Here is a 23,167-nt window from a genome sequence, read left to right on the forward strand (position 1 = left end):
GACCTTACACGCTATGCACGCAGCCAATGAACTTGCCCACGCCACCCACGCCCGTCCCTTCGACGACCTGGGTCTGCACCTGGGACCGGACAGCAAAGGGCTGGTGCTCAGAGCGTGGATGCCGGGGGCAGAGGCGATTGAAGCGGCGGAACTGAAGAGCGGCAAGGAGCTGGGCCAGTTGACCTGTCTGGATGATCGGGGCCTGTTCGAACTGCGCCTGCCCCGGCGGCGCAAGCGTTTCAGCTATCGACTGACCATCACGCTGGACGGCCATCGTTTTGACCTGCTGGATGCCTATCAGTTTGCCGAGCGGGCACAGCAGGACTTCCCCTGCAGCGCCGAAACCCTCTATCACAACATGGGCGCCCGGCTGTGTCAGGCCACCACGCCCGAGGGCAGGGCCATCGAGGGTGTTCGCTTTGCGGTCTATGCCCCCAATGCGAGGGCCGTCAGTGTGATTGGCGACTTCAATCAATGGGATGGCCGGCGTCACCCCATGATGAGCCATCAGGACGGCATCTGGCGTCTGTTCATTCCGGATCTCGCCCCGGGTGCGCAATACAAGTTCGAGTTGAAGGACGCCAGCGGTCAGGTGCTGCCGCACAAGCAGGACCCCTGCGGAGACTGGCATGCGCAGCACCCTGCATTCCACTCCGTGGTCTGGGATCAGACGGCCTATGTCTGGCAGGATCAGGCCTGGCAGCAACGCGAACCGGCGGATCTGCGTCAGCAGCCCATGAGCATCTACGAACTCCACGCCGGCTCCTGGCGCACCCATAACGACGGCACCGCCCTGAACTACCGGGAACTGGCGGCACAACTGATTCCCTACCTGCTCGACCTGGGCTATACCCATATAGAGCTGATGCCCATCAGCGAGTATCCCTTTGACGGTTCCTGGGGCTACCAGCCGGTCGGCCTCTTTGCACCGACCAGTCGCTTCGGTACCCCGGACGACTTCAAGGCCTTTGTCGATCAGTGCCATCAGGCCGGCATCGGCGTGATCGTGGACTGGGTACCGGCGCACTTTCCGGCCGACCCGCACGGGCTGGCCCGGTTCGACGGTACCGCCCTGTATGAATATGAAGACCCGCGTCGGGGCTGGCACCCGGACTGGAACAGCTTTATCTACGATTATGGCCGCTGCCATGTCACCGACTTTCTGATCTCCAGCGCGCTGACCTGGCTGGAGCACTATCATGTCGATGGTATTCGTGTCGATGCGGTCGCGTCCCTGCTGTATCTGGACTACTCGCGCGCGGCCGGTGACTGGGTGCCCAACGTGGATGGCGGCAACGAGAACTATGAAGCCATTGCCTTTATCAGGCGCTTCAACGAAGCCGTCTACGGGCGCTTCCCGCATTGTTTCACCGTGGCCGAGGAATCCACCTCCTTCCCCGGCGTGTCCAGACCCACCTATGCCGGCGGCCTGGGCTTTGGCTTCAAGTGGAACATGGGCTGGATGCATGACACCCTGAACTATGTGCAGAAAGACCCCATCTACCGCCAGCATCACCACAACGAACTGACCTTCAGCCTGGTCTATGCCTTCGACGAGAACTTTGTGCTGCCGCTGTCGCATGACGAGGTGGTGCACGGCAAGGGCACCATTCTGGATCGCATGCCGGGCGACGAGTGGCAGCAGATGGCCAACCTGCGCAACTACTATGCATTCATGTATACCCATCCGGGCAAGAAGCTGAATTTCATGGGCAACGAATTTGCTTCCACCCGGGAGTGGAGCCACCAGCGCGGCCTGGACTGGTGGCTGCTGGACCATGACCGCCACCGGGGCTGCCAGCATCTGGTGCGCGACCTGAACCGACTCTATACCACAGAGCCGGCGTTGCACCGGCTGGACCATGAGCCCGGCGGCTTCCGCTGGATCAACCATGAGGACGCTGCAGCCAGTGTGATCAGCTTCTGTCGGTTCGGCGATCAGGGCGAGCTGATGGTGGTGGTATGCAACTTCACGCCGGTTCCGCACGAGCAGTACCGCATCGGGGTGCCGGAGCCGGGACGCTATGAGGTGATCATGAACACCGATTCGGAGTACTATTGGGGCAGCAACTTCGATGCCGGACAGTACCATGACAGTCATGACCAGGCCTGGAACGGCCTGCCCGTCAGTCTGACACTGCGCCTGCCACCCCTGGCCAGCCTGATCCTCAAGAAGAGTTGAATAGCAGAATCATGAACCTCCGCTTTCATTCGGCGTCCGGCCACCTGCATGGGCGCCCCTTTCCGCTGGGCGCCGAAGCCGATGCAGAGGGCTGCAACTTTGCCGTCTTCAGCCCCCACGCCACCGCCATGACGCTGTGCCTGTTTGACGCCAGCGGCCAGGAAACCCGACGCCTGCCGATGACCGCGCGCTCAGGCGATGTCTGGCATATCCGGGTGGCAGGCATAGGCCCGGGGCAGGCCTATGGATTGCGTGCTGACGGGCCCTTTGACCCCGGCTCCGGCCTCTACTTCAATGCCGACAAGCTGTTGCTTGACCCCTGTGCACAGGCCATCAGCCACCCGCTGACCTACCATGACAGCCTGCGCACCCTGAGCGATCCGCAGGCACTCACGCCCGACGATCAGGACAGCGGCGAAGCCATGCCCAAAAGCCTGGTTGTGGACCAGGAAGACTTCGACTGGCAGCAGGATCAGCCGCCCTATATTCCCTGGACCCAGACCGTCATCTACGAAACCCATGTGCGCGGTATCAGCCAGTTGCATCCGGATGTGCCCGCAGCCGAACGGGGTACCTATCTGGGCATGGCCCATCCGGCCATAGTGCGCCACCTGCAGGACCTGGGCATTACGGCAGTGCAGTTGCTGCCGATACAGGCCTTCATGCCCGAGCCTCATCTGCAGCCTCTGGGCCTGACCAATTACTGGGGCTACAACCCGGCCTGCTGGTTTGCACCGGACCCGCGCTACGCGACAAGCGACGCAGTGCATGAATTCAAGACTCTGGTCCGCACCCTGCATCAGGCCGGCATCGAGGTCATCATGGACGTGGTCTACAACCACACCGCCGAAGCCGATGCTACAGGCTGCACCCTCAATCTGACGGGTCTGTGCCCGGGCCAGGCCTATCGCCTGGGACAGAACGGCACCGACTTCATCAATGACACCGGCTGTGGCAACACCGTCAACCTGCATGAAACCGCCACCCTGAAACTGGTCATGGACAGCCTGCGTTTCTGGGTCGAGACCTATCATGTGGACGGCTTTCGCTTTGACCTGGCGGTCACCCTGGGGCGTGAGCAGCGCCACTTCAATGCCGAAGCCGCCTTTTTCAAGGCCGTGGCGCAGGACCCGATACTGAGCCGGGTCAAACTGATTGCCGAGCCCTGGGATGTCGGCCCCAGCGGCTATCAACTGGGGCAGTTCCCGGAGCACTGGTACGAGTGCAACGACCGTTATCGCGACACCGTACGCGGGTTCTGGCGCGGTGATTCCGGCCTGCTGCCGGATTTCTGCACGCGTCTCATGGGGTCACGTGACCTGCTGCAGAAAGGACAGCGCGCGCTCTCCACCAGCCTCAACTATGTGACCTACCATGACGGCTTCACGCTGGAAGATCTGGTCAGCTATGAACAGCGGCACAACGAAGCCAATGGCGAGCACAACCGGGACGGTCACGGCCACAACCTGAGTGCCAACTACGGGGTGGAAGGGCCGACTGACGACCCGGAAATTCAGGCCCTGCGCCAGCGGCAAAAGCGCAATCTGCTGACCACCCTGCTGCTGTCACAGGGTGCCGTGCACCTGCTTGGCGGTGACGAACTGGGGCGCACCCAGCAGGGCAACAACAATGCCTACTGCCATGACAACGAGATCAACTGGTATCACTGGGACCAGGCCGATCCCGAGCTGTGCCGATTTGTCCGGCACCTGATCGCAATCCGCCAGGGTTCCAGTCTGTTTCACGACCTGGTATTCAACCCGGAAGATCTGGCCGATGGCCCGGCCCATTCGGATGCCGTGCACTGGTTCAATGCAGCAGGCCAGCCGATGCGCATCGAAGACTGGCACAACCCGGACTGTCGTACCGTCGGGGTGTTGCTGTCGCCGGCGGTGGAGGATATCGGACATGGGCTCGCCGAGGGTGACGAGTATTTTCTCTGGCTGATCAATGCCGACGTCGAACCGATGGAGTTCCGCTTCCCGCACAGCGACGTGACAACCTGGCCCCTGCTGCTGGATACGGGCAGCGCCAACGGCGCCACCGGCCTGAACCATGAAGTCAGCGGCAGCTATCGCATGGCGCCCCGCAGTCAGTGCCTGCTGGGCCGCTTTCAGCCGTCTCTGTCTTCCTGATCACGATGTGACAGCACATACTCAACGGCGCTGCCGACCGCCTCTTCGACCTGGGACCGCATCTTGTCCATCTCGCGGCTGCTGAGGAAAAAGGCCATGTCGACCGAGTACCGGTAGTACCGGGCCGGCAGCTGATTCAGGGCCAGGCAGGCCACATCTTCCATCTCCTCGCGTGTCAGGCCCCGATCACTGTGCTGTTCGACCATGTAATCAACGACCAGATCTTCATAATAGTTGCTGATGTCTTCTTTGATCGACATGCACGCTGCTCCTGTCTGCCTGAATTGTCTGTTTCCAGTCTAGCCTACTCTACCCGCAACTGATCAACTTTCTGGAACCCGCGCGGCAGCTTGTTGCCCCGCCGACCACGTTCGCCGAGGTACTGGGCCAGATCAGCGCCCTTGAGGGTCAGTGTCCGCTTGCCGGATGCCAGCACCAGCACCTGCTCGGGCGCCACCACGGCCCAATCCACCACAAATTCCTCGCCGGTGGCGGCCCGTGAAGTCGGTATGTTGATCATCTTGTTGCCCTTGCCCTTGCCCAGTTCGGGCAGGTCCTTGACCGGGAACAGAAGCAGCCTGCCCTCGTTGCTGACCAGCGCCAGTTGGGCATGGGCCACATCGGTTACCCGGCGCGGCGGCAGCACATCCGCCCCCTTGGGCAGCGTCAGGACCGCCTTGCCGTTGCGATTCTTGCCCACCAGGCTGTCATAGCGAGTCAGGAAGCCATAACCGGCCGTGCTGCCCAGCAGGTAGTGACTGTCATTGTCATCCAGCAGCAGGCCACGGAAGGCGCAGCTCGGTGGCAGCGTCAGACGACCGCTGGCCGGCTCTCCCTGCCCGCGCGCACTGGGCAGTGTATGCGTCGGCAGTGAATAGGCCCGGCCGGTATGATCCAGCAGTACCGACATCTGGTTCGAGCGCCCGCGCGCGGCAAAGGCAAAGCTGTCGCCGGATTTGTAATTCAGGGTTGTCGGGTCCAGTTCATGCCCCTTGCCCGAGCGCACCCAACCCTTTTCCGACAGCACGACGGTCACCGGTTCATTGGGCATCAGATCGGTTTCACTGAAGGCACTGGCTTCGCGCCGCACCACCAGCGGGCTGCGCCGTTCGTCACCGAAGGACTCCGCGTCCGCCAGCAGTTCCTTCTTGATCAGATTGCGCATGCGGGCATCCGACTTCAGGGTTTTCTCCAGACGCTCACGCTCGGCCTGCAGTTCTTCCTGCTCGCCGCGAATCTTCATCTCTTCCAGGCGCGCCAGATGGCGCAGCCGCAGTTCCAGGATGGCCTCGGCCTGCACGTCGGTCAGCCCGAAGCGCGCGATCAGCTCTGCCTTCGGGTGCTCCTCCTCGCGGATGATGGCGATGACCTCGTCGATATTGAGGTAGGCCACCAGCAGGCCATCCAGAAGATGCAGCCGGTCATTGACCTTGTCCAGCCGGTGCTGCAGGCGGCGGCGCACGGTCTCGCGGCGGAAGGTCAGCCATTCGCTCAGGATCTGACGCAGGTCGCGCACGCCGGGTCGGCCATCAAGGCCGATCATGTTCAGGTTGACCCGGTACGACTTTTCGAGATCAGTGGTGGCAAACAGGTGCTGCATCAGCGCGTCCACATCGACACGATTGGAGCGCGGCGTAATCACCAGCCGGGTCGGGTTCTCGTGGTCGGATTCATCGCGCAGGTCCGTCACCATGGGCAGTTTCTTGGCCTGCATCTGTTGAGCGATCTGCGCCAGCACCTTGCTCGGCGAAGCCTGGAAGGGCAGTTCGGTGACCACGATGTCACCCTGTTCCACCTCGTAGATGGCGCGCTTGCGCAGCGAACCGCGGCCGGTCTCGTACAGCTTCTCGATCTCGGCACGCGGGGTGATGATCTCGGCCCCGGTCGGATAGTCCGGGCCCTTGATATGCAGCAGCAGGTCCTGCACGGTGGCCTCGGGCTGATCAAGCAGGTGCACGCAGGCGGAGACCACCTCGCGCAGATTGTGTGGCGGCACATCCGTAGCCATGCCCACGGCGATACCGGTGGTGCCGTTGAGCAGCACATGCGGCAGCCGTGACGGCAACAGTTCCGGTTCGTTCATGGTGCCGTCGAAGTTGGGCACCCAGTCGACCGTGCCCTGCCCCAGCTCACTGAGCAGCGTTTCGGCAAAGCGAGCCAGCCTGGATTCGGTATAACGCATGGCCGCGAATGACTTGGGATCATCCGGTGAGCCCCAGTTGCCCTGACCATCGACCAGCGGATAGCGATAGGAGAAGGGCTGGGCCATCAGCACCATGGCTTCATAGCAGGCGCTGTCACCATGGGGGTGGTATTTACCCAGCACATCACCCACGGTACGTGCCGACTTCTTGTATTTGGACGTGTTCTTGAGCCCCAGTTCACTCATCGCATAAATAATGCGCCGCTGTACCGGCTTCAGACCGTCACCGATATGCGGCAGGGCCCGGTCCAGAATGACGTACATGGAGTAGTCGAGATAGGCCTTTTCGGTAAAGCGGGCCAGCGAAATGCGTTCGACGCCGTCCTGATCCAGCACGGTATTGCTCATAATTGACTGTCCATTGACTTTTTCTTGAAACTCATCGGTTCCGATGCCTGCCCGTCCGGGCCCGGTTTCCGCTACAATCGTCGCCAGACCGCAGGCACTGATTCGTGCACGGCGGCGGAAATTCACCGGAACCCGACAGGTTGTCTATGTCCCGCGCGTTGCGCGTAGTGCGCTACCTTGTTCTGATCCTGCTGATCGTGGCCTCCACCGGGGCCATGACGCTGTTCTATTACCTGCACGGCAGCCTGCCAGTCATGGAAGGCAATCATATTGTACCCGGTCTGCGCGCCAAGGTGGACATCGCACGCGACGAGCAGGGTGTGCCTACCCTGAACGGCACGCACCGGGAAGATATTGCCTTTGGCCTGGGCTATCTGCATGCGCAGGAGCGCTTCTTCCAGATGGACCTGAGCCGCCGCCTGCCGGCCGGTGAGCTGTCCGCCTTGCTGGGGGCCGATCATCTGACCCAGGACAGACTGCGCCGCACCTATCAGTTGCGTCCGCTGGCCCGGCGCATGCTGGCCGAAGCCAGTGTCCGGCAGCGCAGCATCATCGAATCTTATACCCGGGGTGTCAATCAGGGGCTGCAGGGTCTGACCCAACCGCCCTTCGAGTACCTGCTGCTGCAGAGTTCACCGGCACCGTGGCAGCCCGAGGACTCGGTACTGGTGCTGCTGGCCCGCTTTCTGGAGCAGCAGGAAGACACCCTCTGGCGTGACCTTAGCCTGGTGGCTCTGGAGCAGCATCTGCCGCCGGACTGGGCCACCTTCATGCGCCCTGCCGGCGGCGACTGGGATGCCCCGCTGAGCGGCCTGCCCACCGCCCTGGCACCGCCGCTGCCCGAGCAGCCGCTGGCCGAGTGGCTGCCTGAGGGCACACCCGGTCAACCCGTTCCCGACAGCACGGTTGCCGGTGGCAACCTGCTTGCCACCAGCGGCACCCTCAATCCGGATGGCCGGGCCATCCTGGCTCAGGACCAGCATGAGCGCCTGACTCTGCCCAATGCCTGGTATCGCGCCCGCTGGCAACTGCCACAGGGCGGCCGCTGGGTGACCGGAGTCACCCGACCCGGCTTTCCCGCCATGATCAGCGGCTCCAACCAGCAACTGGCCTGGGCCTGGTCCAATGCGTTCGTGCGCAGCGGCGAGTTCATCCGGCTGGAAGTGCGGGGCGACACCTATCGCACGCCGGATGGCTGGGAACCTTTTCAGGAAAGCACCGAGCGCATCGCCATACGCGGCTCCTCACCGCAGGCCATGACCATTCGGCAGACCCGCTGGGGGCCGGTGGTGGGGCAGGACGATGGGGGCCACTGGCTGGCGCTGCGCTGGTCAGCCCTGTCCACGGATACGCTGGACCTGAGCCTGCTGGACATGGAACAGGCAGCAAGCCTGAGCGAGGGGCTGGCCATTGCAGCCAACCTGGTGGCACCGCAGAACCTGCTGCTGGCTGATCAGGCCGGAGACATAGCCTGGACTCTGGGTGGTGCCCTGCCCGACTTCCAGGGCGCCGCCATGACCTCGTTGCGAGACGGCGCCGAACTCGAGGACAGCGGCCCCCTGAGCGGCAGCAGCGAGCGCCCGCAGGTGCTCGATCAGCACCGTCTCTGGTCTGCCAACCAGAAACCTCTGGCCACTCTGGAGCCGGCACTGGATGGCGGCTTTGCGCGGGGCGCGCGCGCGCAGCAGCTCAGAGCGGGGCTGCACAACCTGTCCAGCGTGGATGAAGCTGCCCTGCGCGATTTGCAGCTGGATCATCGTGCCCTGCTGCTTGAGCGCTGGCGTACACAGATGCTCGGCGTACTGGAACAAACGGACATCGAGCTGCCATCCGCACTCGACAACGAGTTGAGCCGCAGCCAACTGCTGATGGCCGAGCCTGACAGCCTGGCCTACCCGCTGGTACGAGCCTATCGACAGGCGGTCATGGAGCGGGCTCTGGGGCCGATCTATCAGCATGTGGCCGCGCAGAGCGACCGCTTTCAGGTGGCCCATGTTGCCCAGCAGGCGGAGTATCCGGCCTGGGCCCTGGTCAGCGCCGCCGACCCGCATCACCTGAATCCCGCCTACGCCAGCTGGGATGAGCTGTGGGAGGCGGCCCTGCACCAGGCGCTGGAACAGACCCGCACCGAGCTCGGCCCGCAGGCCTGGGCGGCGCAGAACACCGGCCGCCTGGCGCATCCGCTGAGCCACTGGCTGCCTGCTCTGGATCCCGTGCTGAACCTGCCGGCTGACGGCCTGCCCGGAGACCATCACATGCCAAGACGGCAACACAACGACTTTGGTGTTACCCTGCGCATGGTAGTGGCGCCGGGCCATGAACAGCACGGCCTGTTCCATATGGCCGGCAGCCAGAGCGGCCACCCGATCAGCCCCTACTACCGCAACGGCCATGCCGACTGGCTGGAAGCGGCGCCGACGCCTTTCCTGCCGGGGCCGGCCGAATACCAGATGTCGCTGTTCCCCCAGCGTTGAAACGAGGCCGTACCGGACCATGAGGAACGCCACATGACCGCCATGAACTGGCATCAGTTGCTGAACACGGAGCGCCACGGCCACTCGGCGCTGGAACCGCATGAGCTGGGGCGCAGCCACTTTCACAAGGACTATGACCGCATTGTCTTCTCCAGTGCCTTCCGCCGCCTGTCGGGCAAGACTCAGGTACACCCGCTGGCTCTGAACGACCATGTGCATACGCGCCTGATCCACAGTGTCGAAGTCGGCAGCGTGGGCCGCTCGCTGGGCCTCAAGGTGGGCGAACGCATTCATCAGGACCTGCCGCCCTGGATACAGCCCGACGACCTGGGTGTGATCGTGCAGGCGGCCTGCCTGGCCCATGACATTGGCAACCCGCCCTTCGGCCATGCCGGCGAATTCGCCATTCAGGACTGGTTCAAGCAACCCGCCAATGCGGCGCTGCTGGAAGGGCTGACGCAGGATGAACGGGCTGATCTTACCGGCTGGGAAGGCAATGCCCAGGGCTTCCGTCTGGTCACTCAGATCGAATACCATCTGTTTCGCGGCGGCCTGCGGCTGACCTATCCGACCCTGGCCACCATGCTCAAGTACCCGTGGACTGTGCGCCATGGCGGTGACAGTGGCAAATTTGCCTGTTTCCAGCAGGAAGCCCCCATGCTGCAGGAAATTGCCACCAGCCTGGGTCTGTGCCAGCGGGATGAACAGCGCTGGTGCCGTCACCCGCTGTCCTACCTGATGGAAGCCGCTGATGACACCTGCTATGCCATCATTGACCTGGAAGACGCAGTCGACCTGCGCATCCTGACTTTTGAAGAGGTGCGCGACATCCTGCTGCAGATCAACCCGCAGGCCGAACTGGCGCTGGGCGCCGAGGACGAGGTATCGCCACTGCGCAAGCTGGCCGCTTTGCGCGGCAAGGCCATGCAGGCGGTGATCGATGCCGTGGTGGATGTATTCCTGCAACAGCGCGAGGTCATACTGAATGGCGACCTGACGGGCGACCTGCTGTCACACTGCCCGGTTCATATTCGCGAGGGCATTCACAGCGCCAAGGCTCTGGCCCGCCGCAAGGTGTTCATGGACAGTCACAAAACGGAAATAGAAATAGGGGCCTATGCCACGCTGAGCACCTTGCTGCACGCCTTTCTGTCTGCCGGCCATGAACTGTACCGGCAACAGGGCCACAACCTCAGTTACCGCACCCAGCGCGTACTGGACCTGATGCGCGATGAAGCTCCGCAGCCGGACTGGTCGCTCTATACCATCTATCTGCGCACGCTGGATTTCGTGACCCAGCAGACTGACCAGTATGCCAGCTACCTGGCGCGTCAGATTGGTGGTGTCACACCAATGTCCCGCTAGCGGTCCGTTGCGGATAGTGGTTTCCATGCTATGCTGCGCCAAAACAAGCTGGAGCCGATTGCATGCTTTCTCCCCTGCTGGCCATGGTGGCTTTCACCTTCCTGTTACTGATCTTCGGATTCATCATGCGCTACCGGGCGGTCAGCTGCGGCGAGGTATCGATGGGGTATTTTCGTCTGGTCAGCGGTGATGCACCGCGCTACCTGCAGCAGGCCACGCGCCATTATTCCAACCTGTTCGAGATGCCGGTGCTGTTCTATGTGGTGGCACTGATCTATCTGCTGCATCCGATCGAGGCCGCCTGGGTGGCGCCGCTGGGCTGGATCTATGTGATTTTCCGCATACTGCATGCCGCCATCCACCTGACCTACAACAATGTCATTCATCGCATGCTGGTGTTTCAGCTCAGCAACCTGGCCTTGATAGCGCTCTGGGTCGGGGTTGCGTTCAAGTTCTGACATGAGGCAAGGGCTGCCACAGTGCAGCCCTGCTGTTGCGAGGGTCTATTCGGTTTCCGAGAAACTGCAGACACTGAATATCTTGAAGCCCGCAGCCTGAATGGCGTCACTGCCTCCCAGGTCCGGCAGATCGATAATGGTAGCGCACTCGACCACTTCGCCACCCACCCGCTTGATCAGTTTTGCCGCCGCCAGCATGGTGCCACCGGTGGCAATCAGATCATCCACCACCAGAATGCGCTCACCGGCCTGAAAGGCGTCGGCGTGCAGCTCCACAGTGGCCTCACCGTATTCCAGCTTGTAGGTTTCGCTCAGGGTCTTGAACGGCAGCTTGCCCTTCTTGCGCACCGGCACGAAGCTGGTATTGAGCTCATAGGCCAGCGGCGCTCCGATAATGAAACCACGGGCGTCAATCGCGGCGATGGCGTCGATTTCCTGCTCCTGGTACTGATGCACAAAGGCATCAATCAGTTTGCGGAAGGCCGCGCGGTTCTGCATCAGAGGGGTGATATCGCGGAAGTTGATACCGGCCTGTGGCCAGTCACGAACAGTTCTGATTACACCCTTGATGTAATCACTGTAGGGAGTAGAGGCTTGTGTCATAGATTGGCTCGGCAGGCACCGCCCGCACGGGCGGTGCCAACATCAGTCTCAGTCGAGGAAAATGAATTTCAGAATGAATACCAGCGCCAGAATGTACACCATCGGGCTGACTTCTTTCCAGCGACCTGACAGCGTCTTGATGACTGCATAGCTGATAAAGGCCAGTGCAATACCGTCGGCAATGGAGTAGGTGAACGGCATGGCCAGAGCGGCGATCAGCACCGGCGCGGCTTCCGTCACGTCGTCCCAGTTGGCCTTGGCCAGCGCACCGGACATCAGTACAGCCACATAGAGCAGAGCCCCGGCCGTTGCATAGGCAGGCACGGAACCGGCCAGCGGCGCAAAGAACAGTGCAATCAGGAACAGGGCCGCAACGACGACCGCAGTCAGACCGGTCTTGCCGCCCGCCGAGATGCCAGCGGCACTCTCGATATAGCTGGTGGTGGTTGAGGTACCGAACAGTGAACCGGCGATGGAGGCACCGGAGTCAGCTATCATGGCGCGGTTGATACGCGGCAGATTGCCGTCCTTGTCCAACAGCTTGCCCCGCTCGGCAACGCCGATCAGGGTACCGGAGGTGTCGAACAGATCCACAAACAGGAAGGCAAAAATGACACTGATCAACGCCACATCCAGGGCGCCGACAATATCCAGCTTGAACAGGGTCGGTTCAATGGACGGCGGCATGGAAATCACGCCCCCAAACTCGTTGTGGCCGAAAATCATGGCCACGACAGTCACCCCGAGCACCCCGATCATGACCGCACCGGTGACCTTCAGATAGGCCAGCGCGGAGATCACGAAGAAGCCCAGGAAGGCATAGATGGCGGCCGGCTGCGTCAGGTCACCCAGGGTGATCAGGGTGGCATCATAGCCCACCACGATACCGGCATTCTGCAGCGCAATCAGCGCCAGGAAGAAGCCGATACCGGCCGCGATACCGTAACGCACGGACAGCGGAATGGCGTTGATGATCCACTCACGCACCTTGAAGATGCTCAGCAGCAGGAACAGTACACCGGACAGGAAGACAGCACCCAGTGCCACTTCCCACGTATGCCCCATGCCCAGTACAACACCATAGGTGAAGAAGGCATTCAGTCCCATGCCGGGCGCCTGGGCGATTGGATAGTTGGCCCACAGGCCCATGATCAGACAGCCGACAGCAGCTGCCAGACAGGTGGCTACAAAGATCGAATCCCGATCCATGCCCGTGGCGGACAGGATATCCGGGTTCACGAAGATGATGTAGGCCATAGTCAGGAAGGTGGTGATACCCGCGATCACCTCGGTCCGGACGCTGGAGCCCATTTCCTTGATCTTGAACAAGCGTTCCAACATAGTTTTTGCTCTCTTGTTGCTCATTGGGACTGTGCGTGCACCATTGGTTGGCGCAGTTTATATGCTAGGTAAAGAAATGGAAAGTTTTGGTGCATCCCTTCTGGTGCGGGCACCGAATTCCAACCACCCCTGCAGCCAACAAGACTTTAGCAAGAACCGGTCCATTACAGTTTGATACTTGCCTGCTCAGTGCCGACCCCGTTAAATGGACCGCATCAACTGCAATACCGGGTCATGGAGCCACAATATGAGCAAACTGGGTGTCGGACTGATCGGTTTCGGGTTGTCGGGGCAGGTGTTTCACACTCCCTTTATCCGCAGCCATGACCAACTGGATCTGCGGGCAGTGCAGAGCCGCCAGACCGAAGCAGTGCAGGCGGTGGCGCCCGAGGTTGATGTGGTCGACAACGCCGCCAGCCTGATGGAACGCCAGGACATTGACCTGATCGTCATTACCGCCCCCAATGAACTGCATTTCCCGCTGTCCGAGCAGGCGCTGCAAGCCGGCAAGCATGTACTGCTGGAGAAACCCTCGGTCACCCGGGTGGATGAAATGGAGGCTTTGCTGGCCCTGGCGGACGCACGCGGACTGCAGTTCAGCGTCTATCAGAACCGCCGCTATGACGGGGATTTTCTTACCCTGCGGCGACTGGTGGACAGTGCCGAGCTGGGTCCGCTGCGCCATCTGGATACCCGCTTCGACCGTTTCCGGCCTGCGGTCAGAGACCGCTGGCGCGAGCAGCCCGGCATTGGCACCGGCATCTTCTGGGATCTGGGTCCGCACCTGCTGGATCAGGTTCTGGTTCTGCTTGGCCGCCCCAAAACAGTGCAGGCAGATATTCGCGCGCTCCGGCCCGGCAGCCAGACTCCGGACTGGTTCGAGGTCTGGCTGGACTATGGAGATATTCAGGTCACGGCAGGTTCCACCCCCTTCGAGGCTGGCGACATGCGGCGTTTCAATGCGCGCTTTGAGCGCGGGAGCTGGCAGTGCTGGGGGCTGGACCCGCAGGAGGCCGCACTGCGGGATGGCGCCATGCCAGACCGACTGCAGATTGCAGACAACGGCCTGCAACAGGCGACACAGTTTGATGCCGACGGGCGGGCTGAACACCGGACTGTGCCGGCGGGAGATTACCGGCGCTTCTATCAGGCCCTGGTCGACAGTATTGTGCAGGGACTGCCGGGCCCGGTAGCGGGAGACGAAGCCAGGGACCTGATAAAACTGCTGGTTTTGCTCGAGCAGTCAGCCCAGGGCGGACAGCGTCTGCCCTGGACCGGCTGAATCAGGTCAGTTGCTGCTTTTGCCGGTTACCAGCCACCGCAACCGCAGCCTGATGAGCCAGAGGTGCCGTAACCGCCACTGGTTGAATCACCCATGATGTAGTCGCCGATGAAGTCACCGTCGAAATCCGACGGGTCATAGAGGTCAATCACGAGTTCATAGTCACCACGATCAGACTCATAGAACGAGGATGCCCAGATGGTGTACTCACCCGGCTCCAGCGGCATGACCAGACGTGCATCCAGACTGCCGGCTGAGTCGTCGTCCTCGCCAACCAACTGATCGTTCTCGTCCAGCACATACAGGTAGGGATCAACCTGATAGGAGTGCATACTCAGATCAATCACCACAGGCTCATCGACGCTCAGTGTGTGCGGGTTGCCGGTTACACCAAACCCGCCGATCGGCATGCGGTCTTCACTCAGCATGCCAGTCACGGTGCCGGATCCGGACAGCGGGTCTGGCCGACTGACCGAGGTTTCTTCCACGCGCAGCGTGAAGCGACCACTTGATTCACTGTGGAAGCCGGTCACCCAGAGTTCATAGGCACCGGCGTCCAGCTCGGCGAGAATTCGTGAGTCGGTGCTGCCGCCCCAGTCGTCATTCTCGGCGACTACTGCTTCGGTGCCGGCCTCGACCAGGGTCAGGTAGGCATCGAAATCATTCGATTCCAGCCGCATGTCCAGCCATTCAGATTGGCTGAGTTCAAACGGAAACACCTGCACCGCAGCACCGGTATTGGGGTGCCGGCTGCCGTCACCCCGAGCCAGAAAGCCTGACACCTGGCCCGGAACATCCAGATCTCCGGCTTCCTGCAGACGCTCGGCACTCAGTTCAAAAGTGCCTGTATTGCCCGACTCCGAGGCGGATACCACCAGCACGTAGCGACCGCTGGTGACTATTCTGCGGGTTACCGTGGCTTCATCGCCACCCCAGCCCCAGTCATCGTAGGCCGACTCATGGGCCAGAAAGGAGCCGTCCGGCGCATAGAGGCTGATGCCCGGGTAGAAATCGGAACTGGATACATTCAGGGCGATCAGATCCCCGCCGTCCAGATCAATCTGATAAACACGATAAGGGGCGCCATCACGCGGATTGACGGGGGCGCTGCGACCCAATTCACCGACCCGGGTTTCGTCGAGGGTCAGGGTTTCGCTGTCCGGCCCGGCAAAGCCATGCTGCTGGTCAGCAGAAGAAGGTGTTACCGAGGCGCAGCCCAGCGAAAAGAACAGAGCCACAGAAAGCAGTGCGAAGGTGCGAAGTCTCATAATGAATTCCTTGTGTCTTGGACATGTTCCCTGAATCAGAGACCGGCATTCTACAGTGACAACCGCACACCGACGAGCCTTGAAATGCTTTCAGGCAGGTCATAACAACCAAAATGTGAACGGGTTCAAACGCTGATCAGTGTTCTTCCGGTGTCACCCAGTTCATCCAGGCTACCCAGGCCACACAGATCAGGCTGTTGATGCCGTACAGTACCGACGAGGCGGCAGCATCAGCGGCGGGAATAATAATGAAAACAAGGCCGGTAACCACGGCACCGATGCCCAGTTGGCTCTGCACATCGCGGATAAAATTCCACTGCAGTTCGTGCGCCCGGGCCAGGGTGGCCATGAAAAAGCCCAGCACGGCGAGCATCATCATGCTCTTGCGCAGCACGATGATGTCCTGCGGCGGCAACTGGTCCTGCAGGTAGGGCGACACCAGATACCCCACCGCCCAGACACCGCCGACCGAGAACACAAAGAGGAGGTTGGCACCCAGGTTGCGCATGGGGCTGTACATCAGAGATGCTCAACCTTTTCGATCTCGTATTCGACCTCGCCGCCAGGTGTCTTGACCTGCACGACTTCACCCTCTTCCTTGCCGATCAGAGCACGGGCAATGGGTGAAGTGACGGAAATTCTGCCCGCCTTCACATCCGCCTCGTCTTCGCCGACGATGCGGTACCGCACCTCGTCATCGGTGTCCAGGTTGATCAGGGTCACGGTCACGCCGAAGACAACCTTGCCGGTCTGCGGCAGGGCCTTCACATCGATGACCTGAGCACCACTGAGCTTGGCCTCCAACTCCTGAATGCGCCCTTCAATAAAGCCCTGCTGCTCGCGCGCTGCATGGTATTCGGCGTTTTCTTTCAGATCGCCGTGTTCACGCGCTTCAGCAATGGCTTCGATCACCTTGGGACGAGCTTCGGACTTCAGATGCTTGAGCTCTTCCTGCAGCTTCTGCTCACCCTCAACTGTCATGGGGTAACGTGTGGTCATTTGACTGCTCCTGTGTGCAATGACTGCAACTGCCGCACGGTCGACTCGGCCGTGTTTTCCAGTGCTTCCACCGAGGCCATGGCGCCTTCCAGGGTGGTGGTGTAATACACCTTGTGCTGCAGAGCACTGCGCCGAATGGTGGCGCTGTCGGCGATAGCCTGCCGACCCTCGGTGGAATTCATGATGAACTGCACCTCGTCATTCTTGATCATGTCGACCATGTGCGGCCGCCCTTCCTTGACCTTGTTCACTACCATGGACTCGATACCCGCCTCCTGCAACACCTTGTAGGTACCGCTGGTGGCAAGCACCCGGAAACCGGCCGAGACCAGCCTGCGTGCCAGGTCCACGGCCTTGGGCTTGTCACGATCCTTGACGCTGATGATCACCGAGCCCGACTGCGGGATGCGCGCACCGGTGGCCAGCGCGGCCTTGCCGAAGGCCTCGGCAAAGGTATCGCCAATGCCCATGACCTCACCGGTCGACTTCATTTCCGGCGTCAGGATCGGGTCCACGCCAGGGAACTTGTTGAATGGCAGCACACTCTCCTTGACGGAGTAGAACTGCGGTTTGTGCTCCTGCGTGAAGTTCACCTCGGCCAGCGACTTGCCCGCCATGACCCGGGCCGCGACGTCGGCCAGGGAACGGCCGATGGCCTTGGATACAAAGGGCACCGTACGCGAAGCCCGCGGGTTCACTTCAATCACGTACAGCTCATTGTCCTGCCAGGCCATCTGCACATTCATCAGCCCGACCACGCCCAGCTCCAGTGCCATGGCACTGACCTGACTGCGGATCTCGTCCTGCACATCGGCAGGCAGCGAGAACGGCGGCAGTGAGCAGGCAGAGTCACCGGAATGCACGCCAGCCTGTTCAATGTGCTGCATGATGGCGCCGATCACCACGGTCTTGCCATCACTGACGGCGTCCACATCCACCTCTATGGCGCTGTCGAGGAAGTGGTCCAGCAGCACCGGTGAATCATTGGACACCTTGACCGCATCGCGCATGTAGCGCAGCAACTCTGTTTCATCATAGACAATTTCCATGGCGCGTCCACCCAGCACATAACTCGGGCGCACCACCAGCGGGTATCCCAGCGCCTGAGCCTTGATGATGGCATCCTCCACGCTGCGCGCTGTGGCATTGTCCGGCTGCTGAATGCCCAGTTTCTGCACCATGTGCTGGAAGCGCTCACGGTCTTCGGCCCGGTCGATGGCGTCCGGAGGTGTGCCGATAATGGGCACGCCGGCGGCCTCGAGAGCCCGCGCCAGTTTCAGCGGTGTCTGACCGCCATACTGCACGATCACCCCGACCGGCTTCTCCAGGTCGACAATCTCCAGTACATCTTCCAGCGTTACCGGCTCGAAATAGAGGCGGTCCGAGGTGTCGTAATCGGTCGATACGGTTTCCGGGTTGCAGTTGACCATGATGGTCTCATAGCCTTCGTCACGCATTGCCAGAGCCGCATGCACACAGCAGTAGTCGAATTCGATGCCCTGACCAATGCGATTGGGGCCGCCGCCAATGACCATGATCTTCTGGCGCTCGGTCGGGTCGGCTTCGCACTCCTCGTCATAGCTGGAGTACATGTAGGCCGTGCTGGTGGCGAACTCGGCGGCACAGGTATCAACCCGCTTGTAGACCGGACGGATACCCATTTGATGCCGTTTTTCCCGGACTTCCTTTTCCTTCAGACCCAGCAGTGCGGCCAGGCGCTCATCCGAAAAGCCCTTGCGCTTGTACTGGCGCAGTGTGACCTCATCCAGGGCGGTCAGCGTCGTGCGGCTGATCTGCTCTTCCGTACGCACCAGATCTTCAATCTGCACCAGAAACCAGGGGTCGATATGGCTATGCTGATGCACTTCGTCTACTGTCATGCCGCTGCGGAAGGCATCGCCCAGATACCACAAGCGGTCCGGGCCGGGCTGCTTGAGTTCACGGATGATCTTTTCCTGTGCGTCGGATTCGTTCAGATCCTGTTTGGGATCCAGTCCGGCGACGCCGACTTCCAGGCCGCGCAGCGCCTTTTGAAACGACTCCTGGAAATTGCGGCCGATGGCCATGACCTCACCCACCGACTTCATCTGGGTGGTCAGGCGATCATTGGCCTGCGGAAACTTCTCGAAGGCAAAGCGCGGCACCTTGGTGACCACATAGTCGATGCTGGGCTCGAAAGACGCCGGCGTGCGGCCGCCGGTAATCTCGTTCTGCAGCTCATCCAGCGTATACCCCACGGCCAGCTTGGCCGCCACCTTGGCGATCGGAAAACCGGTGGCCTTGGAAGCCAGCGCCGACGACCGGCTGACCCGGGGATTCATCTCGATCACCACCATGCGCCCGGTGTCCGGGTCGATGGCAAACTGCACATTGGAACCGCCGGTTTCGACGCCGATCTCGCGCAGCACCGCCAGCGAGGCGTTGCGCATGATCTGGTATTCCTTGTCGGTCAGCGTCTGCGCCGGGGCCACCGTGGTGGAATCCCCCGTGTGCACGCCCATGGCGTCCAGGTTTTCGATGGAGCAGATGATGATGCAGTTGTCCGCCTTGTCACGCACCACCTCCATCTCATACTCTTTCCAGCCGATCAAAGACTCGTCGATCAGCAACTCGTTGGTCGGTGACAGATCCAGCCCGCGTTCACAGATTTCCGCAAACTCATCCTTGTTGTAGGCAATGCCGCCGCCGGAGCCACCCATGGTGAAGGAAGGACGGATGATGCAGGGGAATCCGATATCGGACTGAATGTCCCAGGCCTCATCCATGCTGTGCGCAATGCCGGAAACCGGGGTCTCCAGACCGATGGCTTTCATGGCCTGATCGAACCGGTAGCGGTCTTCGGCCTTGTCGATGGTGTCGGCATTGGCGCCGATCATGGTGACGCCGTATTTCTCCAGCACGCCGTGACGCTCCAGATCGAGCGCGCAGTTCAACGCGGTCTGCCCGCCCATGGTCGGCAGAATGGCGTCCGGGCGCTCCTTTTCAATGATCCTGGCGACTTCTTCCCAGATGATCGGCTCGATATAGGTCGCATCGGCCATGACCGGGTCGGTCATGATGGTGGCTGGGTTGGAGTTGACCAGAATGACCCGGAAACCCTCTTCCTGCAGCGCCTTGCAGGCCTGCGCGCCGGAATAGTCGAACTCGCAGGCCTGGCCAATCACAATGGGGCCGGCACCGATCAGCAGAATACTTTGAATGTCGGTTCTCTTCGGCATGCTTACTTGGCCTCCATCAGGGCAATGAAACGATCAAACAGGGGGGCGACATCCTGCGGCCCCGGGCTGGCCTCCGGGTGACCCTGGAAACTGAATGCTGCACGGTCCGTCAGACGTATACCCTGCAGCGACTGATCAAACAGCGAGCGGTGAGTGGGCACGACATTGTCCGGCAGGCTGTCTTCGGCGACGGCGAAACCATGATTCTGGCTGGTAATCATCACGCGACCGGACTCCAGGTCCTGCACCGGGTGGTTGGCACCATGGTGGCCGAACTTCATTTTCTCGGTGCGCGCCCCGGCGGCCAGGGCCAGCAACTGGTGCCCCAGACAGATACCAAACACCGGAATGTCCGATTTCAGGACTTCACGAATGGCCGTGATGGCGTAGTCGCACGGCTCGGGGTCGCCCGGTCCATTGGACAGGAAGATGCCGTCCGGCTGCATGGCCAGCACATCACTGGCCGGCGTCTGTGCCGGCACCACGGTGACCCGGCAGCCGCGGCTGACCAGCATGCGCAGAATGTTGCGCTTGACGCCGTAGTCCCAGGCCACCACATGATACGGCAGGCTGGCCTCTTCCAGTGTCGGATGCCCCTCGCCCAGCGCCCAGACCCCACTGCGCCACTGATAGCTGTCCGATGTCGACACCTCGCGCGCCAGATCCATGCCCTTCAGTGACGGCGCAGCCTGAGCCTGGACAATGGCATCGGCCTCGCTGGCCTCGGCACCGGTCATGATGCAGCCGTTCTGGCTGCCCTTTTCACGCAGCACCCGCGTCAGGCGCCGGGTATCAATGTCGGCTATGGCAACAGTATTGTGGCGCCGCAGGTAATCCTGCAGGTTCTCTTCGCTGCGAAAGTTGCTGACCAGCAACGGCAGGTCGCGGATGATGAGCCCCTTGGCCCACAGTTGGTCACATTCCTCATCTTCCGCATTCACACCGGTGTTGCCGATGTGCGGATAGGTCAGGGTGACGATCTGCTGGGCATAGGAAGGGTCTGTCAGAATTTCCTGGTAGCCGGTCATGGCCGTATTGAAGACCACCTCGCCTGTGGTGGCTCCGTCGGCGCCGATAGCGGTGCCGCGAAAGATGCTGCCATCGGCAAGCGCAAGAATCGCTGGTGTCATCAATGTCTGTTCCTCACCCTTGAATATGTATCTCTAAACGGCCTGGATTGCCCCGCGCCTTCGCTGCTGCGACGTCGCGGCGGACCATCCCAGGGCGAGAAGATGCCTGTTGGTTGCTCGCATCTTCGTTAAAATCAACGTAATTTGCTGCTATTTTTCACCATCACCGCCCAACAGGTCGTAAAAAAGCGAGATGAACCTGCGTTCACCTCGCTGACAACTTGCAACGCCCGCGTGACTCCGGGCCGGGCCGATGCGGTAGAATCGGGCCTGCCGAAAGGCTGCAAAGCCCGCAGACAAATCGCCTGAATTTTAAGAGAAATGGCCCGGTTTGTCCACGGTTTCCGGGCTTGTCTGGCAGTATCCCCCAGTATTCCCTATAGTCTCTGCAGTCAGGTTCAGTGCACAGGCAACTTCAGGTGACTCAGGATACCCGTCCGCCACAATCAACAGGCTCTGCAAGGGGCTGGCTACTGCCGGAAGTCGACAGTCTGGTCGCGGCGCTGGATGCCATCGAAGAATGGGTCGTCATTGTGGACGACCAGGCCTGCATCCAGTTCATGAATCGTCCCTATGCCCGTTTTCTTGGTGTGCGCCGACGCGACATTATCGGCCAGCCGGTCACCGAGGTCATTCAGAACACACGCATGCATATCACTGTGCAGAGCGGCCAGGCTGAACGCATCCAACTGCAGGAAATCAAGGGCAACAAAATGATCGCCAACCGCTACCCCATAGTGGTTGACGGCGCAGTCCGGGGTGCCGTAGGGACAGTCTTTTTCCACGACACCCACGAGTGGAAACAGATCAACAGCCAGATTCGGGCCCTGATCGCCGAACGCGACTATCAGGATACCCAGCAGGAGCCCGGTCGCGAAGGCGAAGGCAGCGGGGCCCGCTTCCATCTGACCGACATCATCGGTCGCAGCCCAGCCGTCCAGACCCTCAATGAACGCGTCAAGCGCGTGGCCGCCAGCGACGTGTCCGTGCTGATACGGGGCGAATCCGGCACCGGCAAGGAGCTGTACGCGCACGCCCTGCACCAGTTGTCGGATCGCGCCGACGCCCCCTTTATCAAGGTCAACTGTGCTGCCATTCCGGAGAACCTGCTGGAAGCCGAGCTGTTCGGCTATGAAGGCGGCGCCTTTACCGGTGCCCGCAAGGGTGGCAAGCCGGGCAAATTCCAGCTCGCGCATGGTGGCACCCTGTTTCTGGATGAAATCGGGGACATGCCGCTGGCCATGCAGGCCAAACTGCTGCGTGTACTGCAGGACCGCCAGGTCGAAGCCGTTGGCGCCACCCGCCTGGTGCCGGTCGACATCCGCCTGGTCGCCGCCACTCACCAGCCTCTGGAAGAACTGGTTGCAGCCGGCCGGTTCCGGCAGGACCTCTATTATCGCATTCATGTCGTGGCGCTGACGCTGCCCCCGCTGCGCGAGCGCCGCGAGGACATCCCGGCTCTGGTAGAGCACTATCTGCAGCAGCTGTCACGGCGCACCGGCCGCCGCGCGCCCAAGCTGACAGCAGATGCACTGACCCGACTGATGAACCATGACTGGCCCGGCAATATCCGCGAGTTGCACAATGTGCTGGAAGCCACCTTTCATCTGGGCCAGGGCAGAAAAATCGGCCTCGAGGCCCTGCCCGAAAGCATTGTCGGCACCGCCGGCGCAGCCGCCGATGAGGGCTCATCCAGCCTGCGCGACCAGTTGCGCCAGGCCGAATACAACATTCTGCGCCGGGCCCTCCAGACCTGCGGCAACAATCGACAACAGACGGCGCGTTATCTGGGTATCTCCAAGTCAACACTGTATGAAAAACTGGCTCGTCATGACCTCTGAACAGCACCACGCCAGATACTCACACCCTGACAGACACCCCTGACGCCTCTGATACCAGGGAATCCGAAAATTCGGAATGCGTCCAGAAATCCGGACTGTCGTTATCCCGCCCTCTGGCTCAATGCGTCCGGAAATCCGGAACAGTCTGTTCGCACCAGGCCTGCACTGGTCACAAACTCCGAAAGCAGCCCAAAAACTTCAGGCAACCCATTGTTTCTATTGAATAAAAATGGACTGGCATCCTTATTGCTTTGGTCTTTCCGAACTTACGCAGAACGGGTGATCCACCCGCTTTCAACATCACCCTAATCCAACAATAA

16 protein-coding genes are annotated in these 23,167 nt (G+C 61.1%); 7 read left to right on the top strand and 9 right to left on the bottom strand.

Annotation, left to right across the window (positions count from 1 at the left end; all coding sequences use genetic code 11):
- Nucleotides 1-13: 13 nt before the first annotated feature.
- Both glgB and glgX read left to right on the top strand, forming a co-directional pair.
- Nucleotides 14-2,182, top strand: coding sequence for a 1,4-alpha-glucan branching protein GlgB (gene glgB / locus E4656_RS08190; RefSeq protein ID WP_135482709.1), 2,169 nt, complete (start codon nucleotides 14-16; stop codon nucleotides 2,180-2,182).
- 11 nt (nucleotides 2,183-2,193) lie between these two features.
- Nucleotides 2,194-4,317 carry a glycogen debranching protein GlgX gene (glgX, locus tag E4656_RS08195; protein WP_135482710.1) on the top strand — a complete coding sequence of 708 codons (2,124 nt, stop codon included), beginning with the start codon at nucleotides 2,194-2,196 and terminating at the stop codon, nucleotides 4,315-4,317.
- Here the strand turns inward: glgX and E4656_RS08200 are convergent.
- Nucleotides 4,296-4,577 (bottom strand): late competence development ComFB family protein, encoded by a 282-nt coding sequence (locus E4656_RS08200; RefSeq protein ID WP_135482711.1) that lies wholly within the window; start codon nucleotides 4,575-4,577, stop codon nucleotides 4,296-4,298. The genes glgX and E4656_RS08200 overlap by 22 nt on opposite strands.
- Nucleotides 4,578-4,621: 44 nt before the next feature.
- On the bottom strand, nucleotides 4,622-6,868 hold the full coding sequence (parC, locus tag E4656_RS08205; protein WP_135482712.1) for a DNA topoisomerase IV subunit A: 2,247 nt from the start codon (nucleotides 6,866-6,868) through the stop codon (nucleotides 4,622-4,624).
- Nucleotides 6,869-7,014: 146 nt separating this feature from the next.
- Between parC and E4656_RS08210 the strand changes: the two genes are divergently transcribed.
- The 3 genes from E4656_RS08210 to E4656_RS08220 all read left to right on the top strand — a co-directional run bounded on the left by E4656_RS08210 (nucleotide 7,015) and on the right by E4656_RS08220 (nucleotide 11,165).
- Nucleotides 7,015-9,342: a penicillin acylase family protein gene (locus E4656_RS08210; protein ID WP_135482713.1), complete on the top strand. Its 2,328-nt coding sequence runs from the start codon at nucleotides 7,015-7,017 to the stop codon at nucleotides 9,340-9,342.
- A gap of 33 nt (nucleotides 9,343-9,375) precedes the next feature.
- Entirely contained in the window at nucleotides 9,376-10,707 is a 1,332-nt protein-coding gene (locus tag E4656_RS08215) for a deoxyguanosinetriphosphate triphosphohydrolase (RefSeq protein ID WP_135482714.1), read from the top strand.
- Nucleotides 10,708-10,769: 62 nt separating this feature from the next.
- Nucleotides 10,770-11,165, top strand: a complete 396-nt coding sequence (locus E4656_RS08220; RefSeq protein WP_135482715.1) for an MAPEG family protein — start codon at nucleotides 10,770-10,772, stop codon at nucleotides 11,163-11,165.
- Nucleotides 11,166-11,210: 45 nt separating this feature from the next.
- Here E4656_RS08220 and E4656_RS08225 read toward each other — a convergent pair whose 3' ends face one another.
- Complete coding sequence (locus tag E4656_RS08225; protein WP_135482716.1) at nucleotides 11,211-11,768, bottom strand: adenine phosphoribosyltransferase; 558 nt, start codon at nucleotides 11,766-11,768, stop codon at nucleotides 11,211-11,213.
- Nucleotides 11,769-11,816: 48 nt separating this feature from the next.
- A complete protein-coding gene (locus E4656_RS08230) occupies nucleotides 11,817-13,109 on the bottom strand; it encodes an NCS2 family permease (RefSeq protein WP_135482717.1) in 1,293 nt (430 codons plus the stop codon).
- A gap of 247 nt (nucleotides 13,110-13,356) precedes the next feature.
- On the opposite strand from E4656_RS08230, the gene E4656_RS08235 reads away from it, so the two are divergent.
- The gene (locus E4656_RS08235; RefSeq protein ID WP_135482718.1) at nucleotides 13,357-14,391 is read left to right on the top strand and encodes a Gfo/Idh/MocA family oxidoreductase; all 1,035 of its coding nucleotides are present in this window, start codon (nucleotides 13,357-13,359) and stop codon (nucleotides 14,389-14,391) included.
- Nucleotides 14,392-14,417: 26 nt separating this feature from the next.
- Here the strand turns inward: E4656_RS08235 and E4656_RS08240 are convergent, their stop codons facing one another.
- The 5 genes from E4656_RS08240 to carA form a co-directional block, all read right to left on the bottom strand.
- Nucleotides 14,418-15,659, bottom strand: a complete 1,242-nt coding sequence (locus E4656_RS08240) for a hypothetical protein (RefSeq protein ID WP_135482719.1) — start codon at nucleotides 15,657-15,659, stop codon at nucleotides 14,418-14,420.
- A 136-nt stretch (nucleotides 15,660-15,795) separates the two neighbouring features.
- Entirely contained in the window at nucleotides 15,796-16,179 is a 384-nt protein-coding gene (locus E4656_RS08245; RefSeq protein ID WP_135482720.1) for a hypothetical protein, read from the bottom strand.
- The gene (gene greA, locus E4656_RS08250) at nucleotides 16,179-16,658 is read right to left on the bottom strand and encodes a transcription elongation factor GreA (protein WP_135482721.1); all 480 of its coding nucleotides are present in this window, start codon (nucleotides 16,656-16,658) and stop codon (nucleotides 16,179-16,181) included. The genes E4656_RS08245 and greA overlap by 1 nt, the downstream gene beginning before the upstream one ends.
- Complete coding sequence (gene carB / locus E4656_RS08255) at nucleotides 16,655-19,876, bottom strand: carbamoyl-phosphate synthase large subunit (protein WP_135482722.1); 3,222 nt, start codon at nucleotides 19,874-19,876, stop codon at nucleotides 16,655-16,657. Before carB ends, greA begins: the two co-directional genes overlap by 4 nt.
- A 2-nt stretch (nucleotides 19,877-19,878) precedes the next feature.
- Nucleotides 19,879-21,009 (bottom strand): glutamine-hydrolyzing carbamoyl-phosphate synthase small subunit, encoded by a 1,131-nt coding sequence (gene carA / locus E4656_RS08260; RefSeq protein WP_135482723.1) that lies wholly within the window; start codon nucleotides 21,007-21,009, stop codon nucleotides 19,879-19,881.
- A 416-nt stretch (nucleotides 21,010-21,425) separates the two neighbouring features.
- Between carA and E4656_RS08265 the strand changes: the two genes are divergently transcribed.
- The gene (locus E4656_RS08265; RefSeq protein ID WP_240753937.1) at nucleotides 21,426-22,847 is read left to right on the top strand and encodes a sigma-54 interaction domain-containing protein; all 1,422 of its coding nucleotides are present in this window, start codon (nucleotides 21,426-21,428) and stop codon (nucleotides 22,845-22,847) included.
- Nucleotides 22,848-23,167 lie beyond the last annotated feature (320 nt).

The sequence above is a fragment of the Natronospirillum operosum genome (assembly GCF_004768465.1).
In the GTDB taxonomy this organism is placed as follows: domain Bacteria; phylum Pseudomonadota; class Gammaproteobacteria; order Pseudomonadales; family Natronospirillaceae; genus Natronospirillum; species Natronospirillum operosum.